The sequence below is a fragment of the Pantoea allii genome, from assembly GCF_046529425.1.
GTDB lineage: Bacteria > Pseudomonadota > Gammaproteobacteria > Enterobacterales > Enterobacteriaceae > Pantoea > Pantoea allii.
Genome location: NZ_CP125958.1, coordinates 2,039,563 through 2,065,239 on the forward strand (window position 1 = coordinate 2,039,563; position 25,677 = coordinate 2,065,239).

Annotated in this window: 18 protein-coding genes, 1 tRNA gene and 1 other RNA gene; 9 read left to right on the forward strand and 11 right to left on the reverse strand. The window is 55.0% G+C overall.

Translation table 11 applies throughout. From position 1 onward, the window contains the following. Positions 1-223 precede the first annotated feature (223 nt). Positions 224-4,168: a trifunctional transcriptional regulator/proline dehydrogenase/L-glutamate gamma-semialdehyde dehydrogenase gene (putA, locus tag QNH99_RS09675; protein ID WP_109716503.1), complete on the reverse strand. Its 3,945-nt coding sequence runs from the start codon at positions 4,166-4,168 to the stop codon at positions 224-226. Positions 4,169-4,610: 442 nt separating this feature from the next. Between putA and putP the strand changes: the two genes are divergently transcribed. From putP to phoH, 5 genes are all read left to right on the forward strand, one after another. Then, positions 4,611-6,095, forward strand: coding sequence for a sodium/proline symporter PutP (gene putP / locus QNH99_RS09680; RefSeq protein ID WP_063879942.1), 1,485 nt, complete (start codon positions 4,611-4,613; stop codon positions 6,093-6,095). A gap of 192 nt (positions 6,096-6,287) precedes the next feature. Next, positions 6,288-7,115, forward strand: a complete 828-nt coding sequence (gene efeU / locus QNH99_RS09685; protein WP_096011009.1) for an iron uptake transporter permease EfeU — start codon at positions 6,288-6,290, stop codon at positions 7,113-7,115. A 49-nt stretch (positions 7,116-7,164) separates the two neighbouring features. Then, positions 7,165-8,286, forward strand: coding sequence for an iron uptake system protein EfeO (efeO, locus tag QNH99_RS09690; protein WP_109716537.1), 1,122 nt, complete (start codon positions 7,165-7,167; stop codon positions 8,284-8,286). Positions 8,287-8,288: 2 nt separating this feature from the next. After that, positions 8,289-9,575, forward strand: coding sequence for an iron uptake transporter deferrochelatase/peroxidase subunit (efeB, locus tag QNH99_RS09695; protein ID WP_109716502.1), 1,287 nt, complete (start codon positions 8,289-8,291; stop codon positions 9,573-9,575). A gap of 577 nt (positions 9,576-10,152) precedes the next feature. Continuing rightward, positions 10,153-10,941, forward strand: coding sequence for a phosphate starvation-inducible protein PhoH (phoH, locus tag QNH99_RS09700; RefSeq protein WP_096011011.1), 789 nt, complete (start codon positions 10,153-10,155; stop codon positions 10,939-10,941). A 67-nt stretch (positions 10,942-11,008) separates the two neighbouring features. Here phoH and QNH99_RS09705 read toward each other — a convergent pair whose 3' ends face one another. The 5 genes from QNH99_RS09705 to ssuD all read right to left on the reverse strand — a co-directional run bounded on the left by QNH99_RS09705 (position 11,009) and on the right by ssuD (position 17,993). After that, positions 11,009-12,211 (reverse strand): acyl-CoA dehydrogenase family protein, encoded by a 1,203-nt coding sequence (locus QNH99_RS09705; RefSeq protein ID WP_096011012.1) that lies wholly within the window; start codon positions 12,209-12,211, stop codon positions 11,009-11,011. Continuing rightward, entirely contained in the window at positions 12,204-13,667 is a 1,464-nt protein-coding gene (locus tag QNH99_RS09710; protein WP_109716500.1) for an MFS transporter, read from the reverse strand. The genes QNH99_RS09705 and QNH99_RS09710 overlap by 8 nt, the downstream gene beginning before the upstream one ends. Positions 13,668-13,911: 244 nt before the next feature. Continuing rightward, the gene (locus QNH99_RS09715) at positions 13,912-15,321 is read right to left on the reverse strand and encodes an LLM class flavin-dependent oxidoreductase (RefSeq protein WP_410517611.1); all 1,410 of its coding nucleotides are present in this window, start codon (positions 15,319-15,321) and stop codon (positions 13,912-13,914) included. A 71-nt stretch (positions 15,322-15,392) separates the two neighbouring features. After that, complete coding sequence (locus QNH99_RS09720) at positions 15,393-16,805, reverse strand: FAD/NAD(P)-binding protein (RefSeq protein WP_410517612.1); 1,413 nt, start codon at positions 16,803-16,805, stop codon at positions 15,393-15,395. Between the two features lie 15 nt (positions 16,806-16,820). Next, a complete protein-coding gene (gene ssuD / locus QNH99_RS09725) occupies positions 16,821-17,993 on the reverse strand; it encodes an FMNH2-dependent alkanesulfonate monooxygenase (protein WP_410517613.1) in 1,173 nt (390 codons plus the stop codon). A gap of 274 nt (positions 17,994-18,267) precedes the next feature. On the opposite strand from ssuD, the gene QNH99_RS09730 reads away from it, so the two are divergent. The 4 genes from QNH99_RS09730 to QNH99_RS09745 all read left to right on the forward strand — a co-directional run bounded on the left by QNH99_RS09730 (position 18,268) and on the right by QNH99_RS09745 (position 22,255). After that, positions 18,268-20,154, forward strand: a complete 1,887-nt coding sequence (locus QNH99_RS09730) for an aliphatic sulfonate ABC transporter substrate-binding protein (RefSeq protein WP_410517614.1) — start codon at positions 18,268-18,270, stop codon at positions 20,152-20,154. Between the two features lie 94 nt (positions 20,155-20,248). After that, complete coding sequence (locus QNH99_RS09735; RefSeq protein ID WP_410517615.1) at positions 20,249-21,196, forward strand: sulfonate ABC transporter substrate-binding protein; 948 nt, start codon at positions 20,249-20,251, stop codon at positions 21,194-21,196. Positions 21,197-21,519: 323 nt separating this feature from the next. Beyond that, the gene (locus tag QNH99_RS09740; RefSeq protein ID WP_410517616.1) at positions 21,520-21,912 is read left to right on the forward strand and encodes a type II toxin-antitoxin system RelE/ParE family toxin; all 393 of its coding nucleotides are present in this window, start codon (positions 21,520-21,522) and stop codon (positions 21,910-21,912) included. After that, entirely contained in the window at positions 21,902-22,255 is a 354-nt protein-coding gene (locus tag QNH99_RS09745; RefSeq protein WP_410517617.1) for a helix-turn-helix domain-containing protein, read from the forward strand. The genes QNH99_RS09740 and QNH99_RS09745 overlap by 11 nt, the downstream gene beginning before the upstream one ends. A gap of 257 nt (positions 22,256-22,512) precedes the next feature. Here the strand turns inward: QNH99_RS09745 and QNH99_RS09750 are convergent. From QNH99_RS09750 to pmrA, 5 genes are all read right to left on the reverse strand, one after another. Then, a non-coding RNA gene (locus QNH99_RS09750) (RtT sRNA) lies at positions 22,513-22,638 on the reverse strand. Positions 22,639-22,680: 42 nt separating this feature from the next. Then, positions 22,681-22,768: transfer RNA gene (locus QNH99_RS09755), tRNA-Ser, on the reverse strand. A 206-nt stretch (positions 22,769-22,974) separates the two neighbouring features. Next, positions 22,975-23,514 (reverse strand): peptide-methionine (S)-S-oxide reductase MsrA, encoded by a 540-nt coding sequence (gene msrA / locus QNH99_RS09760; protein WP_063879930.1) that lies wholly within the window; start codon positions 23,512-23,514, stop codon positions 22,975-22,977. A gap of 354 nt (positions 23,515-23,868) precedes the next feature. Next, positions 23,869-24,939, reverse strand: coding sequence for a two-component system sensor histidine kinase PmrB (gene pmrB / locus QNH99_RS09765; protein WP_283355211.1), 1,071 nt, complete (start codon positions 24,937-24,939; stop codon positions 23,869-23,871). Between the two features lie 5 nt (positions 24,940-24,944). Continuing rightward, positions 24,945-25,622 (reverse strand): two-component system response regulator PmrA, encoded by a 678-nt coding sequence (gene pmrA / locus QNH99_RS09770; protein WP_109716494.1) that lies wholly within the window; start codon positions 25,620-25,622, stop codon positions 24,945-24,947. Positions 25,623-25,677: the final 55 nt, after the last annotated feature.

Sequence of the window (25,677 nt, forward strand, 5' to 3'; positions counted from 1 at the left end):
TTTTCGTTATCAACCTGACGCTTTCTGTCAACGCTTTTGACAGCATTGGTCGCTGCAATAAAGTTTTTTTTCTTTCTGGGGAAATATTCGTTTTTAACGCTGTTTTTATTTAACGATGACGGATGCCAGAAATAAATTACGCCATGCGTAAGGCGAAAAAAAAAGGTTCATGCCGGGCATGAACCTTTATTCATTAGCGATCAGAGAGAAAGTCTGAAGAACGTTAGCCGATGGTCATCAGGCTGGCATTTCCACCTGCCGCCGCGGTATTCACGCTCAGCGATCGTTCAATCAGCAGGCGTTCCAGCAGCAGATTGGTTTCTCCACGGGCAAAGCCCTGCACCGACACAATGGCCCCTTCGCGCGCCGCGACCTGTTCGCACAGGCTGCGGAGCTGGTCGGCATCACCATGGTAGATCACGGCGTCAAAATGCCCAGCCAGCGGATCTTTCGCCAACGTGATACGGGCTTTCACCGCCGTCGGCAAGGTGGCGAGCACTTTGCGGTGCAGTTCATCGTCCGGCCACAGTGCCTGGCTACCGACGCTGGTCACCGCCGCCAGTTGAATCAGTGCATCTTGCTCGTTGTCCGCCAGACACAGCACCTGCTCACGCGGCAACAACAGGAAGGTATTGCGCTCACCGGTCGGGCCTGGCAGCAGACGCACGGTTCCCGCCTGGGCCAGCGCGGCATAGTGCTGGCAGAGTGAAGACAGCTGAGGTTTATCTGTTGCCCAGTCGGTCAATGCCTGATGCGGAGCCAGCAGGAGTTGACGCTGCGCATTATCGGCCGGACGCTCAGCATCCTGACGGGCGAGGGTAATGCTCAGTGCGTCATCCGGACGGTTCGCCAGCAGGCGATACAGATAAAGCGGACCACCCGCTTTCGGGCCGGTACCGGATAAACCTTCCCCGCCGAACGGTTGTACCCCGACGACCGCACCGACCATATTGCGGTTGACGTACAGGTTGCCGACTTTGGCCCCCGCCGTTACCTGCAGGATGGTTTCGTCAATGCGGGTGTGCACGCCTAAGGTCAGACCGTAACCCGATGCATTAATCTGTTCAATCAACTGCGGCAGGCTGCTGCGGGTAAAGCGCACCACGTGCAGCACAGGGCCAAACACTTCCTGGGTCAGATCACTGACCTTATCCAGTTCAATCAGCGTGGGTTTAACAAAGGTGCCCGTTGCCCACTCTTTGCTGTCCTGCGGATTATCCTGCGCCGTTTGGTACACCTTAAAGCCTTTATTACGCATCGCCTGAATATGGCGCTCAATATTGGCTTTCGCTTCTTCATCGATCACCGGGCCGATGTCGGTAGACAGGCGTTCCGGGTTGCCCATACGACATTCCGCCATCGCGCCACGCAGCATTTTCAACGTATGATCCGCCACGTCTTCCTGCACACACAGCAGACGCAGGGCAGAGCAGCGTTGACCTGCACTGTCAAAGGCCGAGGCGACGATATCGATAACCACCTGTTCGGTCAGGGCGGAAGAGTCGACAATCATGGCATTCATGCCGCCGGTTTCGGCAATCAGTGGGGTAGGACGGCCTTGCGGGTCCAGCCTGCCGGCAAGGTTACGCTGCAGCAGCGTGGCGACAGCCGTGGAGCCGGTAAACATCACACCGCGAATGCGTTCATCTCCGGTCAGTTGCGCACCCACGGTTTCACCCAGGCCCGGCAGCAGTTGCAGTACGCCAGCCGGAACACCGGCACTCAGTAAAATCTCCACGGCCTGGGCGGCGATCAGCGGTGTTTGCTCGGCAGGTTTCGCCAGTACGCTGTTCCCCGCAGCCAGTGCGGCCGCGACCTGACCGGTAAAAATGGCCAGCGGGAAGTTCCACGGGCTGATACAGACCACCGGGCCCAGCGGGCGGTGCGTTTCGTTGTCAAAATCATGGCGCACGATGCCAGCATAGTAATAGAGGAAATCGACGGCCTCACGCACTTCAGCAATGGCATTGCTGTAGGTTTTACCGGCTTCACGCACCAGAATGCCCAGCAATTGCTGCAGTTGACCTTCCATCAGCTGCGCGGCACGTTCAAGGATCGCCGCGCGCTCCTGCGGTGGCGTAGCAAACCAGATAGGGCCGGCATTCACCGCCGCCTCAATGGCCTGCGAAACCTCCTGTTCTGAGGCGTTGCGGACCGTACCTACCACGTCCGACGGTGCGGCCGGGTTGACGACATTCTGGCTTTCCCCGCTGCTCAGCGGTGCGTCGATAAGCGGTTGTGCGGCGTAAGGCTCACTGGCACCGCTCAACAGGGCGCTGGACAGCGAAGCCAGGCGATGTTCATTGGCCATATCGAGACCCGCAGAGTTCACCCGATCGCTGCCGTATAAGTCACGTGGAAGTGGAATTTTTGGATGCGGCAGGCCCAGCGTGCCTTCACTGATGCCCATTTTTTCGACCTGGGCCACCGGATCGGCCACCAGTTCGTCAATCGGCATCGTCGTATCAGCGATACGGTTAACAAACGAGGTATTCGCGCCGTTTTCCAGTAAGCGACGCACCAGATAAGCCAGTAAAGTTTCATGCGTGCCAACCGGTGCATAGATACGGCAGGGACGATTGAGTTTACCCTCTGCCACTTTGCCCACGACCTGGTCATAAAGCGGTTCGCCCATACCATGCAGACACTGGAACTCGTACTGTCCTGGGTAGTAGTTATTTCCCGCTAACTGATAGATGGCCGCCAGCGTGTGCGCATTGTGCGTGGCAAATTGCGGGTAGATCAGGTTCGGCACCGCCAGCAGTTTGCGGGCGCAGGCCAGATACGAAATATCGGTGTACACCTTGCGGGTATAAACCGGATAGCCTTCCAGCCCTTCCATCTGGGCGCGTTTGATTTCGCTGTCCCAGTAGGCCCCTTTTACCAGACGGATCATCAAGCGGCGGCGGCTGCGCTGAGCAAGGTCCGTCAGTTCATCAATGACAAACGGACAACGCTTCATATAAGCCTGAATGACAAAACCAATGCCGTTCCAGCCTTCCAGCTCAGGTTCAAAACAGAGCCTTTCCAGCATATCAAGAGAAAGCTCTAAGCGGTCGGCCTCTTCAGCATCAATGTTGATACCGATATCGTAAGAGCGGGCCAGCAGGGTCAGAGACTTAAGAATCGGATACAGCTCGTCCATCACCCGGTCGTACTGGGCGCGGCTGTAGCGCGGATGCAGCGCAGACAGCTTGATCGAAATACCCGGGCCTTCATAGATTCCACGGCCGTTCGAGGCCTTGCCAATGGCGTGAATCGCCTGCTGATAGGAAACCAGATAGGCTTTGGCATCGCTGGCGGTCAGGGCGGCTTCACCCAGCATGTCGTAGGAATAGCGGAAGCCTTTCTCTTCGAGCTTGCGGGCATTCGCCAGGGCTTCGGCAATGGTTTCACCGGTCACGAACTGCTCGCCCATCAGGCGCATCGCCATATCCACGCCTTTACGGATCAGCGGCTCGCCGCTCTTACCTATAATCCGGTTGAGCGAGCGCGACAGGTTGGCTTCATTGTGGGTTGAGACCAAACGCCCCGTAAAGAGTAATCCCCACGTGGCGGCATTCACAAACAGTGACGGGCTGCGGCCAAGGTGCGACTGCCAGTTGCCGTTGCTGATTTTGTCACGGATAAGCGCATCGCGGGTCGGTTTGTCGGGAATACGTAACAAGGCTTCGGCCAGGCACATTAACGCTACGCCTTCCTGAGAGGAGAGGGAGAACTCCTGCAGCAGGCTCTGCACCATGCCGGCGCGGCCGGTTGCCCCTTTTTGGTGCCTCAGTTTGTCGGCCAGCGCGTACGCCAGTTGATGGGTTTTTTCTGCCAGCGCGGCCGGAAGACGGGCTTGCTCAAGCAACATGGGAACGGCATCGGTCTCTGGACGACGCCACGCGGCGGTCACCGCCGAGCGGGCAACCGACTGAGGCAGAATGTTTTCTGCGAATTCAAGGAAGGGCTGAACCATCTCTTCCGGGGCAAGCTCATCGGCGGCCGCATCGCTCAGCTGCAATGGAATCTCTTCCACCGTCTCACCCGCTTCTAACTGGGTCAGATAATTAAAGATCGCCTGTTTAATCAGCCAGTGCGGCGTGCGATCAATTTTCTGTGCCGCCAGTTTAATGCGGCTGCGGGTGGCTTCATCCAGCTTCACCCCCATGGTGGTTGTTCCCATGATTTTCTCTTCCTTAAAACGGTTTTGACCAGAGCATGGGCTGCACTATTACCCATGTTGCAACTTTGTGCAACCGTGTTAAATGTGACCTCAGTTGCACACTTTGAAACCCCTTTCATTATTAACATTTAAAAGCGGCACAAATCTTGCTGCAAGAAACTCGCCAATGTTGCAACCCCATTCAAGATAAAGGCTGAAAGGGATGCAAAGGTGCAACTTAACTGTGAGCGGGCGCAACCTGTGAACATTTAAAAAGGCTTGGGAGGTGAAACCAATGTGACGGATGTGTTAAATGCATTGTGTGCGCCGTGCCTTTACGGCAGGATACCGCGCCTTAAGGGAAATCGCTTTCTCTTGATGCGGTACTACCCTGACGCCGTCACGTTCCGATGGTTCAGGAAAAAGATTTCTCTTAAGAGATCGGATAATAACGGAGAAACAAATGACAGTAAGTACGCCAATGTTGGTGACCTTTTTAATTTATATCCTCGGGATGGTGCTCATCGGTTTTATCGCCTGGCGCTCAACCAAAAACTTCGACGACTATATATTGGGTGGCCGCAGTCTGGGCAGTGTCGTAACCGCGCTGTCAGCCGGTGCCTCTGATATGAGTGGATGGTTGTTGATGGGATTGCCCGGTGCCATTTTTCTTTCCGGTATCTCTGAAAGCTGGATCGCTATTGGCCTGATTATCGGGGCATGGTTTAACTGGAAAATCGTGGCGGGGCGGTTACGTGTCCAGACAGAGCACCATGATAACGCCCTGACGCTGCCAGACTTCTTTACCAGCCGCTTTGAAGATCGCAGCAAAATTTTGCGGGTGATTTCTGCGGTGGTGATCCTGGTGTTTTTCACCATCTACTGCGCGTCAGGTGTGGTTGCGGGCGCTCGCCTGTTTGAAAGTACCTTCGGGATGGATTACGCCACGGCTTTGTGGGCCGGTGCGGCCGCCACGATTCTCTATACGCTGGTGGGCGGATTCCTGGCCGTGAGTTGGACGGATACGGTCCAGGCCAGCCTGATGATTTTCGCGCTGATTCTGACGCCTGTTTTCGTGGTGATTGCCGTGGGTGGCTGGAGCGATTCCGTGGCGGTTATTCAGGCCAAAGGCGCTGAAAACCTGGATATGTTTAAAGGGCTGAATGTGGTTGCCGTGCTGTCGTTATTGGGCTGGGGCCTGGGCTATTTTGGTCAGCCCCATATTCTGGCGCGTTTTATGGCGGCGGACTCACATCGATCTATTCGCACCGCGCGCCGTATCGGTATGACCTGGATGATTCTCTGTCTGGCAGGTGCGGTAGCCGTCGGTTTCTTCGGTATCGCCTATTTCCAGAACAACCCTTCTCAGGCCGCAGGCGTTTCGCAGAATGGCGAACGTGTGTTTATTGAGCTGGCGCGCATCCTGTTTAATCCCTGGATTGCGGGCATCTTACTTTCCGCGATTCTGGCGGCGGTCATGTCCACGCTCAGCTGTCAGCTGCTGGTCTGTTCCAGTGCGCTGACGGAAGATCTCTACAAAGGCTTTTTACGCAAAAATGCGAGTCAGAAAGAGCTGGTATGGGTCGGCCGTCTGATGGTGCTGTTGGTGGCATTAATTGCTATCGCACTGGCGTCTAACCCGGAGAACCGGGTTTTAGGCCTGGTCAGCTATGCATGGGCCGGATTTGGCGCGGCATTCGGGCCGGTGGTCCTGTTTGGTGTATGCTGGAAACGCATGAACCGCAACGGTGCGCTGGCGGGCATGATTGTGGGGGCGGTAACGGTGCTGGTGTGGAAACAGTATGGCTGGCTGGGACTGTATGAAATCATTCCGGGCTTTATCTTTGCGAGTATCGCCATCGTGATCTTTAGCCTGGCGAGTCGTGAACCCTCAGCGCAGGCCGTCGAACGCTTTGAGGCTGCCGAGGCTGAATTCCTGACCAAATAAATCGCGTTATGCGTTGAAAAAGCCTGCCTTATTGAGGGCGGGCTTTTTTTTGCCTGCCATTTGGCACAGACAGTTACGAAATTATTTCACCAAGGAACTTGTTTTTTTCTGAGTGGTAATGATAATCGGTATCGTTCGTTTTTACGTAAATTTACGTCTTATTGACGCTGCTTAACATTTAAGAGGTTGGCGATGTTTGTTCCTTTTCTCATCATGCTGCGTGAAGGTCTGGAGGCGGCACTTATTGTCAGCCTCATCGCCAGCTACCTGAAACGGACGCAGCGCACACAATGGTTTCCGGCCATGTGGGCGGGCGTGTTTATTGCCGCCGCGCTTTGCCTGGCGTTGGGCATCTTTATTAACCAGACCACGGGCGAGTTTCCTCAGAAACAGCAAGAGCTGTTTGAAGGTATCGTGGCGGTGGTTGCGGTCGTCATCCTGACCTCTATGGTGTTCTGGATGCGCCGGGTAGCGCGCAATATCAAACGGGAACTTGAGCAGGCGGTTGATCAGGCCTTACAGAAATCCGCCGGGGGCGGTCTGGCGCTGGTCCTGATGGTCTTCCTGGCCGTGGCGCGAGAAGGGCTGGAATCGGTGTTCTTTTTGCTGGCCGCCTTCACGCAGGATGTGGGTTACGCACCGCCGCTAGGTGCTCTGCTTGGGTTAGCCACTGCCGTGTTGCTGGGCATGGCGATCTACTGGGGCGGCGTGCGCCTCAACATGGCGCACTTTTTCCGTTGGACCAGTATTTTCATTCTGTTCGTTGCTGCAGGGCTGGCGGCAGGCGCTATCCGCGCCTTTCATGAGGCTGGTCTGTGGAACCATTTTCAGCAGGTGGCGTTCGATATGAGTAATACCTTATCGACGCACTCGCTGTTTGGCACGCTGCTGGAGGGCATTCTGGGCTATCAGGAAGCCCCCAGCATCAGTGAGGTGGCCGTCTGGCTGCTTTATTTGATTCCCGCGTTATTACTGTTTGTTATGCCTGCACGCGCTGAAACCTCAGCCGCTGCGCGCTAACGCGTTTACCTGGCGCGTTCGCCGCGCCTCTGACTTTATAGGGAAAAATATGATGATGCGTTTTCGCCGTAATGCGGTGCTGGCTTCGCTGCTGGCGGTTTCCGGTTCTACGCTGGCCGCCGCGATCCCACAGGTTAGCGTGAGTGTCACTGACAAGCAGTGCGAGCCTATGTCGCTGATGGTTCAGGCGGGTAAGACTCAGTTTTTAATCAAAAATAACAGTCAAAAAGCGCTGGAATGGGAAATCCTCAAAGGTGTGATGGTGGTTGAGGAGCGCGAAAATATTGCACCGGGTTTCAGTCAAAAACTGACCGCCAATCTCGAAGCTGGTGAATATGAAATGACCTGTGGCCTGCTGACCAACCCGAAAGGTAAGTTGATTGTGCAGGGCAGCGGCGGCAAAAGTGCGCAGAAAGGGAAGACCGAACTGATGCAACTGGCCGGCCCGATCAACGCTTATAAAGCCTATGTGACTGATGAAGTGAATCAGTTGGTGACGGGCACCCAGGCCTTTACTGACGCGGTGAAAGCCGGGGATGTAGAAAAAGCCAAAGCGCTGTTTGCGCCGACGCGCCAGCACTATGAACGTATAGAACCCATCGCTGAGCTGTTCTCCGATCTGGATGGTCGCATCGACGCCCGTGAAGATGATTATGAGAAAAAAGCGCAAGATCCGAAATTCACCGGTTTCCACCGTCTGGAAAAAGCCCTGTTTGCTGATAACAGCACCAAAGATATGGCGGGCTATGCCGAACAGTTGAACAACGATGTGCACGATCTGCAAAAACGCGTCAGCGAGCTGGCCTTCCCACCGGCAAAAGTGGTCGGTGGCGCGGCGGGGCTTATCGAAGAAGTGGCCTCCAGCAAAATCTCTGGAGAGGAAGATCGGTACAGCCGCACCGACTTGTGGGATTTCCGGGCTAACGTCGATGGCGCGCAAAAAATTGTCGAGCTGTTGCGTCCTGTTCTGAAGCAGGCGAATCCCCAGCTTCTGGCGAAAGTGGATGCGAATTTCGCTAAAGTTGACGCGATCCTGGATAAATACCGCAGCGGTCAGGGGTATGAATCTTACGAAAAACTGACGCCTGCCGACCGCACCGCGTTGAAGGGCCCGATCACCGCCCTGGCTGAAGATCTTTCCCTGCTGCGTGGCACCTTAGGCCTGGATTAATCATGGATAAGGATCAGGAGTTGACCCAGCCATCGCGTCGCCGTCTCTTGAAAGGCCTGGGGATGCTCGGTGGCGCGGCGGCCGTCAGTGCCGGATGCCCGTTTCATGCCGGGGCCGCCGAGAATCCCGACAGCTTTTCGCCGGGCACAGTGACGCCGAACGCGCGCCAGCAGACGCAGCCGTTTTATGGCGTGCACCAGGCTGGCATTACGACGCCGCAGCAGGCGTCGATGATGCTGGTGGCGTTCGATGTGCTGACCAGCGACAAGCAGGAACTGCAGCGTTTGTTCCGGTTGCTGACGCAGCGCATCGCCTTTCTGACCCGGGGCGGCATGGCACCCGCAGTGACCAACCCGCAGTTGCCGCCGCTCGACTCAGGCATTCTCGGGGCAGAGATTGCCCCGGATAATCTGACCATGACTGTTTCGGTCGGCCACTCGCTGTTTGATGCGCGGTTTGGCCTGTCAGCGCTGAAACCGGTGAAACTGCAGACAATGACGCGTTTTCCTAACGACGCGTTGGATGCAAATCAGTGCCACGGCGATCTGCTGCTGCAAATCTGTGCGAACACCCAGGACACGGTGATTCATGCGCTGCGTGATGTGGTCAAACACACGCCCGATCTGTTAGGCATTCGCTGGCGTCGGGAGGGGTTTATTTCCGATCACGCCGCACGCAGCGCAGGCAAAGAAACGCCGATCAATCTGCTGGGCTTCAAAGACGGCACGGCTAACCCGGACACGCATAACACGGCGTTGATGGATAAGCTGCTGTGGGTAACGGAAGAACAGGCCGAACCTGAGTGGGCGCGTCACGGCAGTTATCAGGCCGTAAGGTTGATCCGCTTTCATGTTGAAATGTGGGATCGCACGCCATTAGGTGAGCAACAAACGATTTTCGGCCGAGAGAAACTGAGTGGTGCACCGCTGGGCATGCAGAACGAGCACGACGTGCCGGATTATCGCAAGGACCCTGATGGCGACATTATTGCGCTGGATGCGCATATTCGTCTGGCGAACCCACGCACCGCAGCAACCGAAAGCAGTTTGATGCTGCGCCGTGGATACAGCTATTCAGCGGGTATTTCAGCGTCGGGCCAGTTGGAAATGGGATTGCTGTTTGTTTGTTATCAGCATGATTTAGAATTAGGCTTTCTTACCGTACAAAATCGTCTGAATGGTGAGGCGCTGGAAGAGTATATACGTCCGTTTGGCGGGGGGTACTTTTTTGTATTACCTGGCGTTATCAGTGAAAAACATTATTTAGGCCAGTCCTTACTCGAGAGTTGATTAAATTTTAGTCACGGCATGTTGTGTGTGACAGCACAGGATGCCGTCTCCTCGCCTGGCCGTTTTCCTCTCCAGCCTGTTTTTTAGCGCTCCGTTTTTAACGTTTGTTCACCTGACGACAAATAAACTAACACGCTGTAATACAAGCGTAATTTAATTTAAGTAAGGTCAGTGTTAACGGTCGGTTGAATATTTATTTTTCATTAAAGTGAAAATACTGTTGCAAAATACCAATAAGATGGTTCACTTTACTATGAAAGCGTAATCGGGCGTGTTGATGTCTCACACTGGAGTTCGCGCATGGATAGATGTTTTTACAGCCGTACAGCAGTAAACAATATCGCACTTTCCCGTGAGGACCTTTCTTCCTCAATCGCTTTTACACCTCAACGTGTTTTCTCTCTTCAACCTCATTCCTTTTTTACCGGTAAACGGCAAGGCTGTTTTGCTGCCGGATATCAATCGTCATGGCCTGTCACGGCTCTAAAGGAAGCCAACTGAAACCTCTAAAGCGTTCACGTAATCGCATCGGGCTTGTTGCCTGAGCGGGAAATGAAACCAACTGTAAGGTGCCACTATGGGAAGACAGAAAGCAGTGATCAAAGCGCGTCGAGAAGCAAGACGAGTGCTTCGTAATGACTCCCGCAGTCATCGTCAGCGTGAAGAAGAATCGGTCACTTCGCTGGTGCAAATGGGTGGGTTGGACTCGATTGGCATGGCGCGCGATGTGCGTGACCGGGCACCGATTGAAGCCCGAAATGAAGCTCAGGCGCACTATCTTAACGCCATAGAATCAAAACAGCTTATCTTCGCCACCGGTGAAGCGGGCTGCGGCAAAACCTGGATTAGTGCTGCGAAAGCGGCAGAGGCCCTGATTCATAAGGATATCGACAGGATTATCGTTACGCGCCCGGTGCTGCAGGCGGATGAAGATCTGGGATTCCTTCCCGGGGATATCTCAGAAAAGTTCGCCCCTTATTTCCGCCCGGTTTACGACATTCTGGTTAAACGTCTTGGCGCATCCTTTATGCAATATTGTCTGCGGCCCGAAATCGGCAAAGTCGAAATCGCTCCCTTTGCTTATATGCGTGGTCGTACTTTTGAAAATGCGGTTGTGATTCTGGATGAAGCGCAGAACGTGACAGCTGCGCAGATGAAAATGTTTCTGACCCGCCTTGGCGAAAATGTCACGGTGATTGTTAACGGCGATATAACCCAGTGCGATTTGCCCGCTGGGGTGCCTTCTGGTCTCGCAGACGCGCTGGCGCGTTTCGAAGAGGACGAGATGGTGGGCATTGTCCGTTTCGGCAAAGGGGATTGCGTGCGTTCCGCGCTGTGTCAGCGCACTTTGCATGCTTACAGCTAGCGTTCGATTGAGCCATGTAGCGACCAAAACCCGGCTTCGGCCGGGTTTTTTATATTCGCCCGGCGCGTTATTCGCCGCCACCAATCTGCCAGATAAAGGTCGGATCACGTTGGTTTACCTCCCAGTCACCCACGTTGCGGCTCTTGTAGATCACTGGATTATGCGAACCAATAGTACGGGCATTGCGCCAGTGCCGATCCAGGGCTTTACTGACGCGCGTATCTGATGCGCCAAGGGCGTTAAACAGCTCGCTTGCTGCGCGCGTAATCCAGTCAACGGCCACCACCTGAGCCTTAGCCGCCTCCACTTCGGCCTGCACGTTGGCCGCATGAATCTGTTTTTCGTCCCGTCCCTGAATGTGCGCATCAAAAGCCAGCTGTAGCGCATGCGTTGCCTGCTGCACGGCGGCATCAGTTGCCCACACCCAACTGCTTATCTGCCCCACGACCTGTAAAACCTGCACGTCCTGGCTAACCTGTCGGGCATTACCGTGGCTGTAGATTCGCTTTCTGCTTGCCACGCCCTGTGACACGTCGCGAACAATGGCCCGCCCAATACCGGCCAGCGTCGCCAGTAAAACATGCTGATAGAAGGCGGTTTGATAGCGAAAGCGCTCACTGAAATCATAGACGTGCGCAGGCTCAACCCAGGCCTCGCGAAAGCGGGTCGTACCGCTACCCGTCAGGCGTTGGCCAAATCCGTCCCAGTCATCGTCCCGCGCCACCGCATCCTGATGTGTACTGACTACCGCAATCACATCACGCTGATTGTCAGTGCGCTTAGCGTAAACATCGATCCAGTCGGCATACAACGAGCCGGTGCTGTAAAACTTCTCACCATTGAGCTGCCAGCCTTTGTCGGTAGGAGACACGCGGGTGTTAACGTCTCCCAGCTTGACGCTGCCTGTTTCACTCCAGCCGCTGCCAACGATATCGCCGTCGATAAAACGACGAAACCAGCGTTGGCGATCGTCACTGTCGGGTTGATTAAGGCGATCCTCGACAAAGGCCATATGGGCTCGCAGCGCCTGAGGCAGGTTGGAATCGGCCTCGGCCAGTTCAGTCAGTAAGCGGAATAACTGAGGCAGGGACGCGCCAAAACCGCCGTGTGCCTGAGGAATACGCAGCGTGCCAAAGCCCGCCGCCTTCAGCCAGCGCAAAGGCTCATGCAGCAGCGTACGGTCACGTTCACGCTCGACGGCGCCTTCGGCGATACGGGCAAAAAGAGGGCGAAAACGCGCGGCCAGTAAGGTGTAATCAGGTTCAGACATGGTGTTCTCCGTGTGTTGACGGGTCATCAATATCGTGGCGAGTCGGCTCAAAACGGACCACTAACAAGAAAATGATGGGAATAATGGCGGCCAGTGAAACAATCCAGAACATGTTGGTGCCATAAGCCGCCTGCAGGATGGGCAGGATGAACAGCGCCAGGGCGCTTCCGATGCCCGAGATGGAACGACTAAAACCGACGCCAGTGGCACGAATATGTGTGGGATAGGAGAGTGCGGGATAGATCATTAACTGCGCGCCCGGTCCAAAGCCCTCAGCAAACAACCACAGTCCCAGCATCAAAATGGCAAACACCACGCCGGTTGTCGCATCGGGATGGCCAATCAAGGCCAGTGAGGTGAGGGCAATAAACTGCAGGGCAAATCCGGCAATGGCGACATGGCGTGACGGAAATTTCCAGGCCAAACGCATGCCAAGCAGGCCGCCGGTAAAGGCAAACAGCGCGTTGAGTCCCAGCGAGGCGGAAATGGTTTCGAAGATGCCCGCCCCCAGAAACTGCGCCAGAATGGAGGGCAGAAAAAAGGCAATCGCGGTGTATTCAAACGAAATACAGGCGTTCATCACCGCTGCCACCACGGTGCGCTCCCGATAAGGTTTCTGGAATAACACGCGAAAACTGACCGCCGGTGCGGCCGGTTTTGTTGCCGCAGGAATACTGGTGTCTTCATGCGCGCGGATGCCGTACGAATCGCGCAGGATACGTACTGCACCGCTTAAATCACCCTGGTTCGCCGCCCACAGTGGGGATTCGTTCATAAACTTACTGCGCACGGCAATGATAAGCAGAGCAGGCACGGCACCAAACAGCAGCGAGGCACGCCATAACCAGTCAAGGTGCTGCGCCGGTAACAGAAAATAAAGGGCGAAGATAATCAGAAAGCACACCGAGGAGGCGGCGTACCACATCGGGCACCAGGCTGCCAGACGGGACGCTTTATTGCCTTTCCCGGAGAATTTCGAAAATTCAGCCAGATAAGCCATCGCCACAGGCAAATCAATGCCCACACCAATGCCCATCAGAAAGCGCGCGCCAATCAGTACCCAGACGTTAGGTGCCAGACCGGCTGCAATGGCGGACACCACAAAGAAAAGCATGTCAGCCATAAACACGGAATAGCGACCATATTTATCGGTCAGCCATCCACCGATCAGATTGCCCAAAATCGTGCCAATCATAATGGATGACGTGACTAATCCGGTTAACGTGGGCGTTAAGCTAAACGCTTTCACCACATCATCAATGCCGTAAGACAGGGTCGTCAGATCGTAGGCATCCAGAAATACACCGCCCAGCGCCAGAAACACTATCCAGCGCGCATAGCTGGTTTTCTCACTTTGGGTATTAATCAGTTTCGCGACATCACTGACGGAGCGAATAGGCGTGGAGTGAGGCGAGGCGGGGATCGCCGCCTCCTCATCAATATTCAGTGTGCTCATGTTGTCCTCGTTATTGTCTGTACAGGTAATGCCTTTATATGAAGGAATTGAGCCGTAAACAAACAACAAAAAGTCATAACTATTATTTTAAATTCAATAAGTTATTTCATTTATTTTTGGCATGAGAAACACCGGAAGCGTTATCGCGCATCCGGTGAAAAGAGAGCGTCAGAGGGAATAATTCAGGTCTGACCAGGGGCTGACAGGCCAGATGGACAGACCTCAGGCGGCGGGACAAACCTCATTATGATGCCTCCGCCGGGACAATCAGACCCGATTCCGACGTGGTGCGTCGATAGCCAGCGCCCGGGTGCGGATGCTCAAGGCGCGCGCCCTGGCCAAAGAGCTTCTCTCTCAGCGTACCGGGTTGATAATCCTGTTTATAAACGCCCCGTTTTTGCAGTTCCGGCACCAGCAAATCGACGACATCTGCAAAGGTTTCATGCGTAACGGCATAGGCCAGATTAAAGCCATCAACATCGGTTTCCTCTACCCAGCTTTGTAATTCATCGGCAACGGTTTCAGTGCTGCCGACCAGCAGAGGCCCAAAGCCGCCGATGCCGACCCATTCGGCCATATTTTGTACGGTCCATTCACGCTGCGGATCGGCAGTGGAAAAGCTCTCCACAACGGACTGAATCGCATCGGTATGCAGATGCTTAAACACCTGATCGGGTTGGTACTCACTGAAATCGATGCCGGTCCAGCCGGAGATCAGCGCCAGTGCCCCTTCATGGCTGACATAGCGTTTGTAATCCTGCCATTTAGCCCGGGCGACGTTGTCGGTTTCCCCCACAATCACCGTTTGCATATTGAAAATCAAAATACTGCGTGGATCGCGACCGGCTTCCTCTGCGCGACGTCGGATATCGGCCACAGTTTTCTTTAACAGCACCTTAGACGGCGCGGCGACAAACACGCATTCGGCGTGCTGCGCGGCGAAGCCTTTACCGCGGCTGGATGCGCCCGCCTGATAAAGCACTGGCGTGCGCTGCGGCGAAGGTTCACACAGATGAATGCCCGGCACCTGGAAAAAGGTTCCCTGGTGATTGATGGGATGCACCTTACTGGGATCGCTGAAAATATGGCGCTGGCGATCGCGTATGACGGCATCATCCTCCCAACTGCCTTCCAGCAGTTTGTAAACCACCTGCAGATATTCGTCGGCGTAGTCATAGCGGGCATCGTGGCTGGTTTGCGTGGCCTGACCCAGATTGCGGGCGCCGCTTTCCAGGTAGGAGGTGACGATATTCCAGCCGACCCGACCTTTGGTCAGATGGTCCAGCGTCGACATGCGCCGGGCAAACGGATAGGGGTGCTCAAAAGAGAGCGATGCGGTCAGGCCAAAACCGAGGTGTTTTGTGACCATCGCCATTGGCGTAATCAGGGCCAGGGGATCATTCACCGGCACCTGGGCCGCACTGCGAATGGCCGCATCATTATTGCCGTTGAACACATCATAAATACCCAGTACATCGGCAATAAACAGGCCATCGAATTTACCGCGTTCCAGCAGCGCCGCTAAGTCCGTCCAGTACTCCAGATCTTTGTATTGCCATGAGCGGTCGCGGGGATGCGCCCACAGGCCAGGGGACTGATGACCAACACAGTTCATATCAAACGCATTTAAGCGAATTTCACGTTGTTTAGGCATAGCAAACTCCTGAGCGGATGCGGCACTGTCAGGCCGCCCACTTTATTGGGATGGTGAAGAAAAGGGGTGAGTTAGTCAGTCAGCGAAAGGGGACATCGCTCATTTAGCGTTTCGGCGGTGAGGTTCAGCAACTGGCGGGCGACGGATTCAGCATGTGTGGCAACCTGGGGCAGGCCCATCAGTTCGCCAAAACGCCCGCGCGCCGCGGGGCCGACCACGTAAAGATGGGGGTTAGGCTGGCCCTGAAGGTTGAGCGTCTGTGACTGCGCATTGACATGTATTCCCAGCGCCAGCGGATCGGGCTGGATAACGCCGTCGTCGGAAAGCTGTTTTAACAGCGCATCGCGCTCGGTTAAAGCACCATGTGCAGGGCCAGTGGTCACGATGACCCGCTCCACCTCCAGCATCACTGCATTGCCAGAACGGGGTTGCAGAGTAAGCTGAAGGGCGGACGGTAGGGCTTCAGCTACTGTCAGCCGCGCGGCGAGCACACATAATTCACCACGGCGTTGTCTGTCCTCTAAGACCTGTCCGACCTGAGGCGCGATGCGATAGCGGTGTACGTCCCACCATGGCCGCAGATGCCGCAGAAAGCGGCGTTGTTCACTCAACGGCAGGCGCTGCCAAATCGCCTGGCCATTGCGCCTGACCTCATCAAACACCACCTGCCAGGGAATCGATTTTGCTTCGGCCTGGCGGATGTCCTGCCTTATTCGCCGCAGCCAGGCGCGGGTGCTCAAGGGGACGGTAAGATCACCATCAAACTGCCAACTGAGGTTCGCCTCGCTCAGATTGGGCCGGGGAAGCTGCCCGCGCCGGGAAAAGACGGTGACAGGGCCACGATGTCCCTGCCGTTCAAGCGTAGCAACCATGTCGGACATGGTTAAGCCCGACCCGACAATCGCGACACGGTCGTCAGGCGCAATCTGTGACAGGGCTTGATGCCGCCAGGGATTGGCGATAAGCCCGGGATGATTTACCAGCGGTGTTAAGGCTGCGGGAAGCTGGGGCGCGGGATGACTGATCGCCAGCACCACGATATCCGCCTGAATACGCTTGCCGGATGCGGTGCTGACCGTGCCTTGCCGCAAGGTTACGGCGCGGTCCTGCACATGTACCAGCCCGACCGGGGAATGCGCCTTTACCGCCTCAAACTGCTGATTCACCCAGTAAGCAAACTGCCTGCGTTGAGGATAGACATTGCCGTCATGCCAGTGGGCAGCCGAATCACGGATAAACGCACTGGAAGCACGGAACCAGCGGTCAAAACTGCCTTCTTCATCACCGGCTAATTGCATACGCGAGGCGGGCACATTAATGCGATGGGCCGGATCGGTTGTCGAGTAGGCAACGCCCTGAGCCAGCTGCGCCCGGGGTTCGATAACCGTCACGCGCAATCCTGAACTGCCGAGACGACCCAAATGAACGGCCAGCGCCGTTCCACTGAATCCGCCGCCAACGATGACAATATGCTGCTCGGACATACACTGCCTCTCTGATTAGCTCGCACTGGCCTGTTTTTCGGGACGACGATCGCCCCCGATGGTTTCGCCGAAAGGACCGGTATTCACACTGCGCTGCTTTTTATCGGCATGGGTGGAAAGCGGCAACAGCGGCATCAGTAAATCGGCAACCCGATGTGCTTCTTCAAGATGCGGATAACCGGACAGAATAAAGTTATCAATGCCCAGCGCCTGATATTCCCGTATCCGTTCCGCCACCTGTTGCGGATTGCCCACCAGCGCAGTGCCTGCGCCGCCGCGCACCAGGCCGACGCCAGCCCATAAGTTGGGCCCGATGCGCAGTCCATCACGTGAACCGCCGTGCAGGGCGCTCATGCGGGCCTGACCGGTCGAGTCCATTCGGGAAAAGATTTTCTGTGCTGCGGCAATGGTTTCTTCATCCAGGTGCGCGATCAACTTATCGGCTGCGGCCCAGGCCTCTTCCTCGGTTTCCCGCACGATCACGTGCAGACGAATGCCGTAGGAGAGCGTCCGGCCACGTTCCTCGGCACGCTTGCGCACAACTTCCAGTTTAGCGGCAACCTGGTCTACCGGCTCGCCCCATGTCAAATAGGTATCAACCTGGCTGGCTGCAACCTCAACGGCTTCATCCGAGGAGCCGCCAAAATAAAGGGGCGGGCCTTCGGCCTGAACCGGGGGAAAGAGGATCTCAGCGCCTTCAACGTGAATATGTTCCCCGTGATAATCCACCTTTTCCCCTTTAAGCAGGCGAGAATAGACATCAAGAAACTCACGAGTGACCTGATAACGTTCGGCGTGGCTGAGAAAAATGCCGTCGCCTTTGTTTTCAACCGGGTCACCGCCCGTCACCACATTAATAAGTAAACGTCCTTCAGACAGACGATCCAGCGTTGCAGCCATGCGTGCGGCCAGGCTCGGTGGTTGTAAACCCGGTCGGACGGCCACCAGATAACGAAGCTGTTTGGTTATCGGAGCCAGCGCCGAGGCAACCAGCCAGGCGTCCTCACAGCTTTTCCCGGTCGGAATCAGTACGCCGTAAAATCCCAGATTATCGGCGGCAAGGGCAACCTGTTGCAGATAGGGCAGATCTACCGCTCTGCCGCCCTGGGTGGTTCCCAGATAACGCCCGTCGCCATGGGTCGGTAAGAACCAAAAAAGATTAATGTTTTTTTCAGCGGCATCACGCATTAGCAGATTCCTTTATAACGATATTTGAAATTGGTAATTAGAAAATTCATTTTCGGTTATATAGCCTTAAGCAGAATGCGTGCCAACCGGCATTTTATTTTTTATCTATTAATATCAATAAGATGGATTTTCATCGGTGTGGTAATGACTGCTGCAAATGCAGCAATGTGTGACCGCTGTTGTTGCGTTTGCAGCAATTCACGACCGGCACCGGCTCGTTTCTGACCGCAACAAGGGATATGTTTAGCGTTCACTCACTCTGCAGGAATGCGCTATGCAGCACGCTGGCCCCGATTTAATTGACCCCGCTTCCCTGGCGTTCAGGCATATTCTGGATCAGCTGGCACCCACGGACGCCACTGTCTTGATCATCGGTGAAACGGGTACCGGCAAAGAGGTGATGGCGCGCTATCTGCATCATCACAGCCAGCGTCGTCATGCGCCCTTTATGGCGGTTAACTGCGGTGCGCTGACGGAGAGCCTGGCCGAGTCTGAACTCTTTGGTCATGAAAAGGGGGCGTTTACCGGGGCGGGCGATCGCCATCGTGGCTGGTTTGAGGCCGCGCAGGGCGGAACGTTACTGCTGGATGAAATCGGCGAACTCAGTCTGCCCCTTCAGGTCAAGCTGCTTCGCGTGCTACAGGAAAGGGAAATTACCCGCGTGGGCTCTTCTCAGGCGGTGAAGGTTGATGTCCGGGTTATTGCCGCGACGAACCGCGATCTGACAACGGCGATAGCCGAGCGGCGGTTTCGCGAAGATCTCTACTACCGGCTTAACGTCGCCAGCGTTGCCTTGCCCCCGCTGCGCCAGCGGTCTGAGGATATCCCGGTTCTGGCAGACTATTTTCTGCAACGGTATGCGCGCCGACTGGGGCGACCGCAGTTGCGTCTGAGCGACGAGGCGATGGAAACGCTCAAAGCCTATTCCTGGCCGGGGAACATACGGGAGCTGGAAAATACATTGCACAACGCGGTGTTGCTCTGCGAAACACCGCAGATAGAACCCCAGCAGCTGCGGCTGGGCACGGTGACGGGCGCGGGACAGGTACAAAAGCAGGATGCGCTTGATGCGTTTATTCGCCAGCAGATCCAGTGCAGCGAGTCGCCACTTTATCCCCGCGTCATTGAGGCGCTGGTCAGAAATGCCTATGAACTGAGCCAGGGCAACCAGTTACAGGCCGCAGCGCTGCTGGGAATCAGCCGTAACAGCCTGCGTACCCACCTTGGCCATTTCGGCATCATCAAGCCGCGCCGTAGCCTGACGTCAAGCCCCCGCACCGCTTCAATGGCCGTCGCGCAGGAGCGCGAGTTGCGCATCGGTTATCAAAAGTTCGGCAACCTTGGCATCCTCAAAGCGCGCCAGCAACTTGAACAGCAGCTGGCCGGGCAAAACGTTAGTGTCCTGTGGAGCGAGTTTCCCGCCGGGCCTCAGTTGTTACACGCGCTGAGCCACCGGGAAATAGATTTTGGCACCACGGGTGAAGTGCCACCTTTGTTTGCCCAGGCCAGTCACTGCGCACTGGTTTATGTTGCCTGGGAACCGCCCGCGCCGCAAAGCGTGGCGCTGCTGGTGGCAAAGCACAGCCCAATAAACCAGATTGCCGATTTAAAGGGCAGACGTATTGCGGTGAATAAAGGTTCCAACGTCCATTTTCTGCTACTGCAAATCCTGGATGAGGCAGGGTTGACGCCGGAGGACGTGCGGATTGTTTATGCACCGCCTAAATATCCGTTAACGCCCAGCGATCTGAATGCCGTTGATGCATGGATGATGTGGGACCCTTTGCTGAGCGAGGCGGAAAGCGGGGATCAGCTTCGGGTCATTGCCGACGGTGTCGGGCGAGTGAATAACCATCAGTTCTACCTTGCGGACCATCACTTCGCGAACCATTCGCCAGACCTGCTGCAGATACTGATGACCGCCCTGGAGCAGACAGGACGCTACATTGATGCGTACCCGCAAGAGGCCGCCGGTCTGCTGGCCGGAGAGCTGGGCATGTCCGATAGCGCGCTGCGACGTGCGTTAGCCCGGCGAAGCCATCAAACGCAGTCGATGAACCTGGCGATCATTCGTGAACAGCAGAGAATCGCCGATCGCTTTTATGCGCTCGGCCTGTTTCCCCGAGCGATTAACGTGCGTGACAGGGTATGGCCGCAATGACGTTTTATGACTAAAGATAGACGTTTTACGCATTAAGCCGTTTGCGCCTGATTTGTTATGTTGCGCTGATGACAACACCACTCAGGAAAGAGACATGAAAAAAATCTTATTTAGCGCGCTGCTTGCGGTCGCGCACATTGGTACTATCGTGACGGCACAGGCAGAAGAAAAGCTCAACGTGGTGAATATCGGTTTTCAGAAGGCCAATATTTTTGCCTTACTCAAATACCGTGGCACGCTGGACAGCGAATTCAAAAAGCAGGGGATTGCGGTGCACTGGGTGGAGTTTCCGGCAGGCCCGCAAATGCTGGAAGGGCTCAACATTGGCAGTATCGATCTGGCCGCAACCGGTGATGCGCCGCCAACCTTTGCGCAGGCCGCACAGGCTGACCTGGTTTATCTGGGTCACTCACCGGCGAATCCACAAACCGAAGCCATTGTGGTGCCCGCGGATTCGACGATAAAAAGTGTCAAGGATATAAAAGGCAAGCGCGTCGCCCTGAACAAGGGATCGGATGTGAACTATTTGCTGGTATCAGCCCTGGAGCAAGCGGGGCTGAGCTACAAAGACATCACGCCGGTTTATCTTCCTCCGGCTGATGCGCGAGCCGCATTCCAGCGTGGCGCCGTGGATGCATGGGTCATCTGGGACCCTTACCTGGCGGAAGTGGAAACCAACGCTGGAGCGCGGCTGCTCAAAAATGCCGAAGGCCTGGTGCCGCACTACACTTTTTATCTGGCCAGTCGCAAATTTGCTGACGGTCATCCCGGCACCGCAAAACAGGTTCTTTCAGAACTTGAAAAGCTGAGCAGCTGGGCCAATAAAAATCAGGGTGAAGCCGCTAAAATTCTGTCTGGCTCGACGGGCCTGCCCGAACCTGTCTGGCAGCGCGCGCTGGCAAGAATGCCTTTAGGGGCCGAGCGAATGACGCCGGATGTCTTTAAAGAGCAGCAGACACTGGCGGATAAATTTACGCAGATTGGATTATTGCCGGTGAAGGTGGATGTCAGCAGTGCGACATGGTCGCTGGATAAAAAATAAGGGATGGATGTGTTAAGGGCCTGCCGGGTAGACCGGTAGGCCTTTTGTATTGGTGGGGGATACATTTCGTAGCGCGTAATTTTTTGGGGAGCGGCTCGCACTTCGCGTACGCAAGGCGTGAACAGGTGAGTGGGGAATCTGAATCGCTGATAGTGTGGGCGGGTGTTATTCATGGCCATCGGTAATGGCGATGCGCACCGATTGGATTTCTTGCTTTTTTACGAATAGCTTCAGACCCATTTGGACGTAAGACCAGGAGCCTCAGGCTTGTGAAGTGTAGTAATCATTACTATAATTCTCGCCATAACGAAAAGGGACTTTTCATGGGTTTTACGCTTTATGTTCATAAACGTTTTGACAGAGTGTTTAAAAAAACGCGTCTGACAGACAGCGTCCTGTGTTACGCAGCAGGTGACGTTATTACTGGCGTGTTTGAGGCTGACTTAGGCGGGGGCGTTATTAAAAAGCGCCTTGCTCTTCGCCAGGGCAAGCGTGGCGGCGCGCGAACGGTCATCTTCTTCAGACAAGGCACCAACCTGGTTTATTACGATGGATGGGTTAAAAACTTGTCGAGGAAATACGCCAGGGAAATCGATGAAGATCAGCTGGATACCTACAGGGATGTGGCAAGAATGCTTTTCCGTGCAAACAGTGAAGTGATGAGCCTGCTCGTCAGAAGCGGAATGGTCAGAGAGGTTAAATGTAATGAAAACTGAACCCGCCGAATTGAGCGAACTACTTGAAGATGCGAAAGCGTTTCACGCGTTAGGACTGGCAACAGATGAAGAAGTGGAGTCCATAGCAAAGCGCGCAAAAAATCGTGAACTCCGTGCCCGTATTGCAGCAGTAAAGCCCATGACGGCAACTGAAATTAAAGACGTGCGCATGCGTTGGGGAATGTCGCAATCGCTTGTGGCGCTTTCATTTGGCATGACAGTCGATAGCGTATCGAAATGGGAGCGAGGTGAAATCACACCGTGCCCACCGGTGATGCGGATGCTGCAACTTCTTCGCGATAATGGCCCTGAGCTCTTTACCTCTAAGCATCAAGGTATGTAGACGCCGAACCCGGTCGGGGCTTCTCATCCCCCTCAGCGGAGAATAGGTAAAAAAAAGCCTGAACGTGAGTTCAGGCTCTTCTTTGAAGATGGCGGTGAGAGGGGGATTCACTCGCTGCGCTCACCCTGCGGGTGGCCTTGCGGCCATGCAAAACGGCGGGCCGTTTTGTCGAACCCCGGTCGGGGCTTCTCATCCCCCCTCAGCGCAGAATAGGTAAAAAAAAAGCCTGAACGTGAGTTCAGGCTCTTCTTTGAAGATGGCGGTGAGAGGGGGATTCACTCGCTGCGCTCGCCCTGCGGGTGGCCTTGCGGCCATGCAAAACGGCGGGGCCGTTTTGTCGAACCCCGGTCGGGGTTTCTCATCCCCCTCAACGGAGAATATGCAAAAAAAAAGTCCAGAGGTTAGTCTGGACTCTTCTTTGAAGATGGCGGTGAGAGGGGGATTCGAACCCCCGATACGTTGCCGTATACACACTTTCCAGGCGTGCTCCTTCAGCCACTCGGACACCTCACCGCAAATTGTCGCTGACCGCGCTGGGTCAACGGGGCGCTACTATAGGGAGTCGGCCTGAAACGGTCAAGCACTATTTTTCTCTTTTGTTCTATTCGCTTAAGCTCTGAACGAATCGCATTAAGGCTGCGCAAAAGTCGGTTTTTTAGTGCAAAAAACGCGACAGTGCACAGCGCATTTGTCGGGAAGATTCGCCAGGATGCGTAAGCTTACTGCGCGCTTTTAACCCGGTTAGCAAAACTCTTACGCAGCTTTTGCAGTTTAGGTGGAATCACCGCCATGCAGTAACCGTTGCGCTGACCGGCACCTTCCCAATAATCCTGATGATAACCTTCCGCCGGATACCATGCTTTTAACGGCTCAATGGTGGTCACGATCGGGTCATTGTGATCCTGCTGAGCGCGCGCAATGGCCGCCCGGGCTTCTGCTTCCTGCTCCGGCGTCTCAACAAAAATAGCGGAACGGTACTGTGTACCGATGTCATTGCCCTGACGATTAAGCTGGGTCGGATCGTGGGTCGCAAAGCTGATGTCCAGCAAATCGCCGTAGCTGACTTTCTCAGGATCAAAACCAATACGAATGGCTTCGGCATGGCCGGTGGCACCGCTGCATACCTGCTCATAGGTCGGATTAGGGCGCTCGCCGCCGGTATAACCACTTTCCACTGACTCAACGCCGATCACATCTTTAAATACCGCTTCTGTACACCAGAAACAGCCGCCTGCGATCACTGCATATTCGATAGCCATAAAGTTACTCCTGTCTGGTCTGAAGGAAAGAGGTGGGGATGGGATCGATCGTTTTCAACGCCACAAGGCAATTCACTCCGTGTCAGCCTGTAGCAGGGTCAGGAAATGCCGTGAGGCGAATGACTTAGCGTAGCAGGGATTGCTTGCCTGTGCCTGAAGGGAAATCTGAGGGCAGTGCGGTTTAATGTTTCCTTAATATTAGGAAGAGATACTGCATAAAACGTTACCGGAGAGACCCATGAAAACCACTAGCGTATCCGTCAGTTCTGTTTCGTCGCGCAGCAGCAGCGAATATCTTGCTACCATGATTGCCGTCTGCACAGTGATTGCCTTCCTTGCCTGCTGGTTCAACGGCTAAAGCACGCCAGCGAAGTTTACCCTGGCGCGGCAGCCTGAGCGGTCAGGGCGATTTTCCAGCAGGAATTGTCCGTTATGCAGTTGGACAATCCGGCTGACAATACTCAATCCCAGCCCGATGCCGCCATAGCGCGTATCCATGCGCACAAACGCTTTGCTCAGTTCACCGCTCATACTCTCGTCAATCCCGGCCCCTTCATCCTCTATTACCAGCGACATGCCGGTGGCGTTTTCAAGCCGAACCGTAATGTTGCCTTCGGGTGGGCTATAGCGATGGGCGTTCTCGACCAGGTTACGCAGCAGCATCCTGAGCAATATGGCATCGCCTTTAACCACGAAAGCGTTTTCAACGTCCAGAGTGAGTGTCTGGTTACGCGCCTCAAGCATCGCGCTCAGCTCGGCTTCCATCGGCAGGATCACCTCATCCACCATCGCGACATTCTGGTAGCTGCCAGAGGTAAACTGCTGACCGGCACGCGTGAGTTGCAGCAACTGGGCGACATTTGCAGTCATCTGATCCAGCCGCTGTAATAAAGGCTGAGTATCGACCGCCTGATTACGTTGTAACAGCTCAAGATGTAACCGCAGCCCGGCCAAAGGCGTCCGCAGCTCATGGGCAACATCGGCAGTGAAGAGTCGTTCACGTTCCAGACTGGCGGTTAAGCGCGCGACGAGCCGATTAATAGCCTGCGTCACCGCGTCAATCTCCTGCACCGAGCCTTCAAAGACAATCGGTTCCAGATTCACTTCACTGCGACTTTCGAGTTCGTGCTGCAGTTGATAAAGCGGGCGCGTAATCCATCTTACCGCCTGATAGCACAGCAGCAGCGTCAGGGTAATCATCACCAGGCTTGGCAAGGCAAGGCTGACGATGGCTTCGCGCACTTCTTTATTAACGTGCTTATCCATATTGCGTTTATGCAGATGGGCTTCAACCAAAAACTGTACCTGCTCTTTGCTTTCATGCCAGAGCCACGCAACGCTGATCAACTGAAAAAACAGCATGATCAGGCCAATCGTGAGCATCAGCCGAAAACGCATCGTGGTGCCAGCGCGATAAGGATTCATGGTTATCACGACTCTTTTTCTGTACGCGACGGCGATAAGGCATAGCCGAAACCGCGCACTGTACGGATCATGCTTTTACCAATCTTGTCACGCAAGTTATGAATATGAACTTCAAGCGTATTGGTGGAAGGTTCATTATCAAAGTTGTAGATGTCCTGATACAGCAACTCGCGATGAACCGGATGGCCCGCCTTAAGCATCAGGCGGGACAGGATGGAGAACTCTTTTGGTGTGAGGTCCAGTAGCGTATTGTCCAGATGAATCTGGCGGTGAGTCATATCCAGCGACAGATTACCCACCTCGACGCGGGAGTCACCCTGATTAACATGACGCCTGATCAGCGCACGAATCCGTGCCAGCAACTCATCCAGTGCAAAAGGCTTTATCAAATAGTCATCAGCCCCGGCGTCCAGTCCCGCAATACGCTCCTCTATGGTATCGCGAGCGGTCAGGATCAACACCGGCTGCATCTGCTTTTGCCGACGCAGACGTTGCAACAAATGCAGCCCGTCTTCATCTGGTAGGCCGATATCCAGAACCAGCAGGCTATAGAGCCCATTAGCCAGATGCGCTTCTGCGGAACGCGCCGTCGAAACACCATCACAAACGTAGCCTGCACCTTCCAGCGCCAGTACCAGTCCCTGTAAGAGCAGGGCATCGTCTTCAACAATCAATATCTTCATAATCGTGTTTTGGGGACCTTTACCAACCAGCGCAGGTTATTGGAAGAGAGGTTGC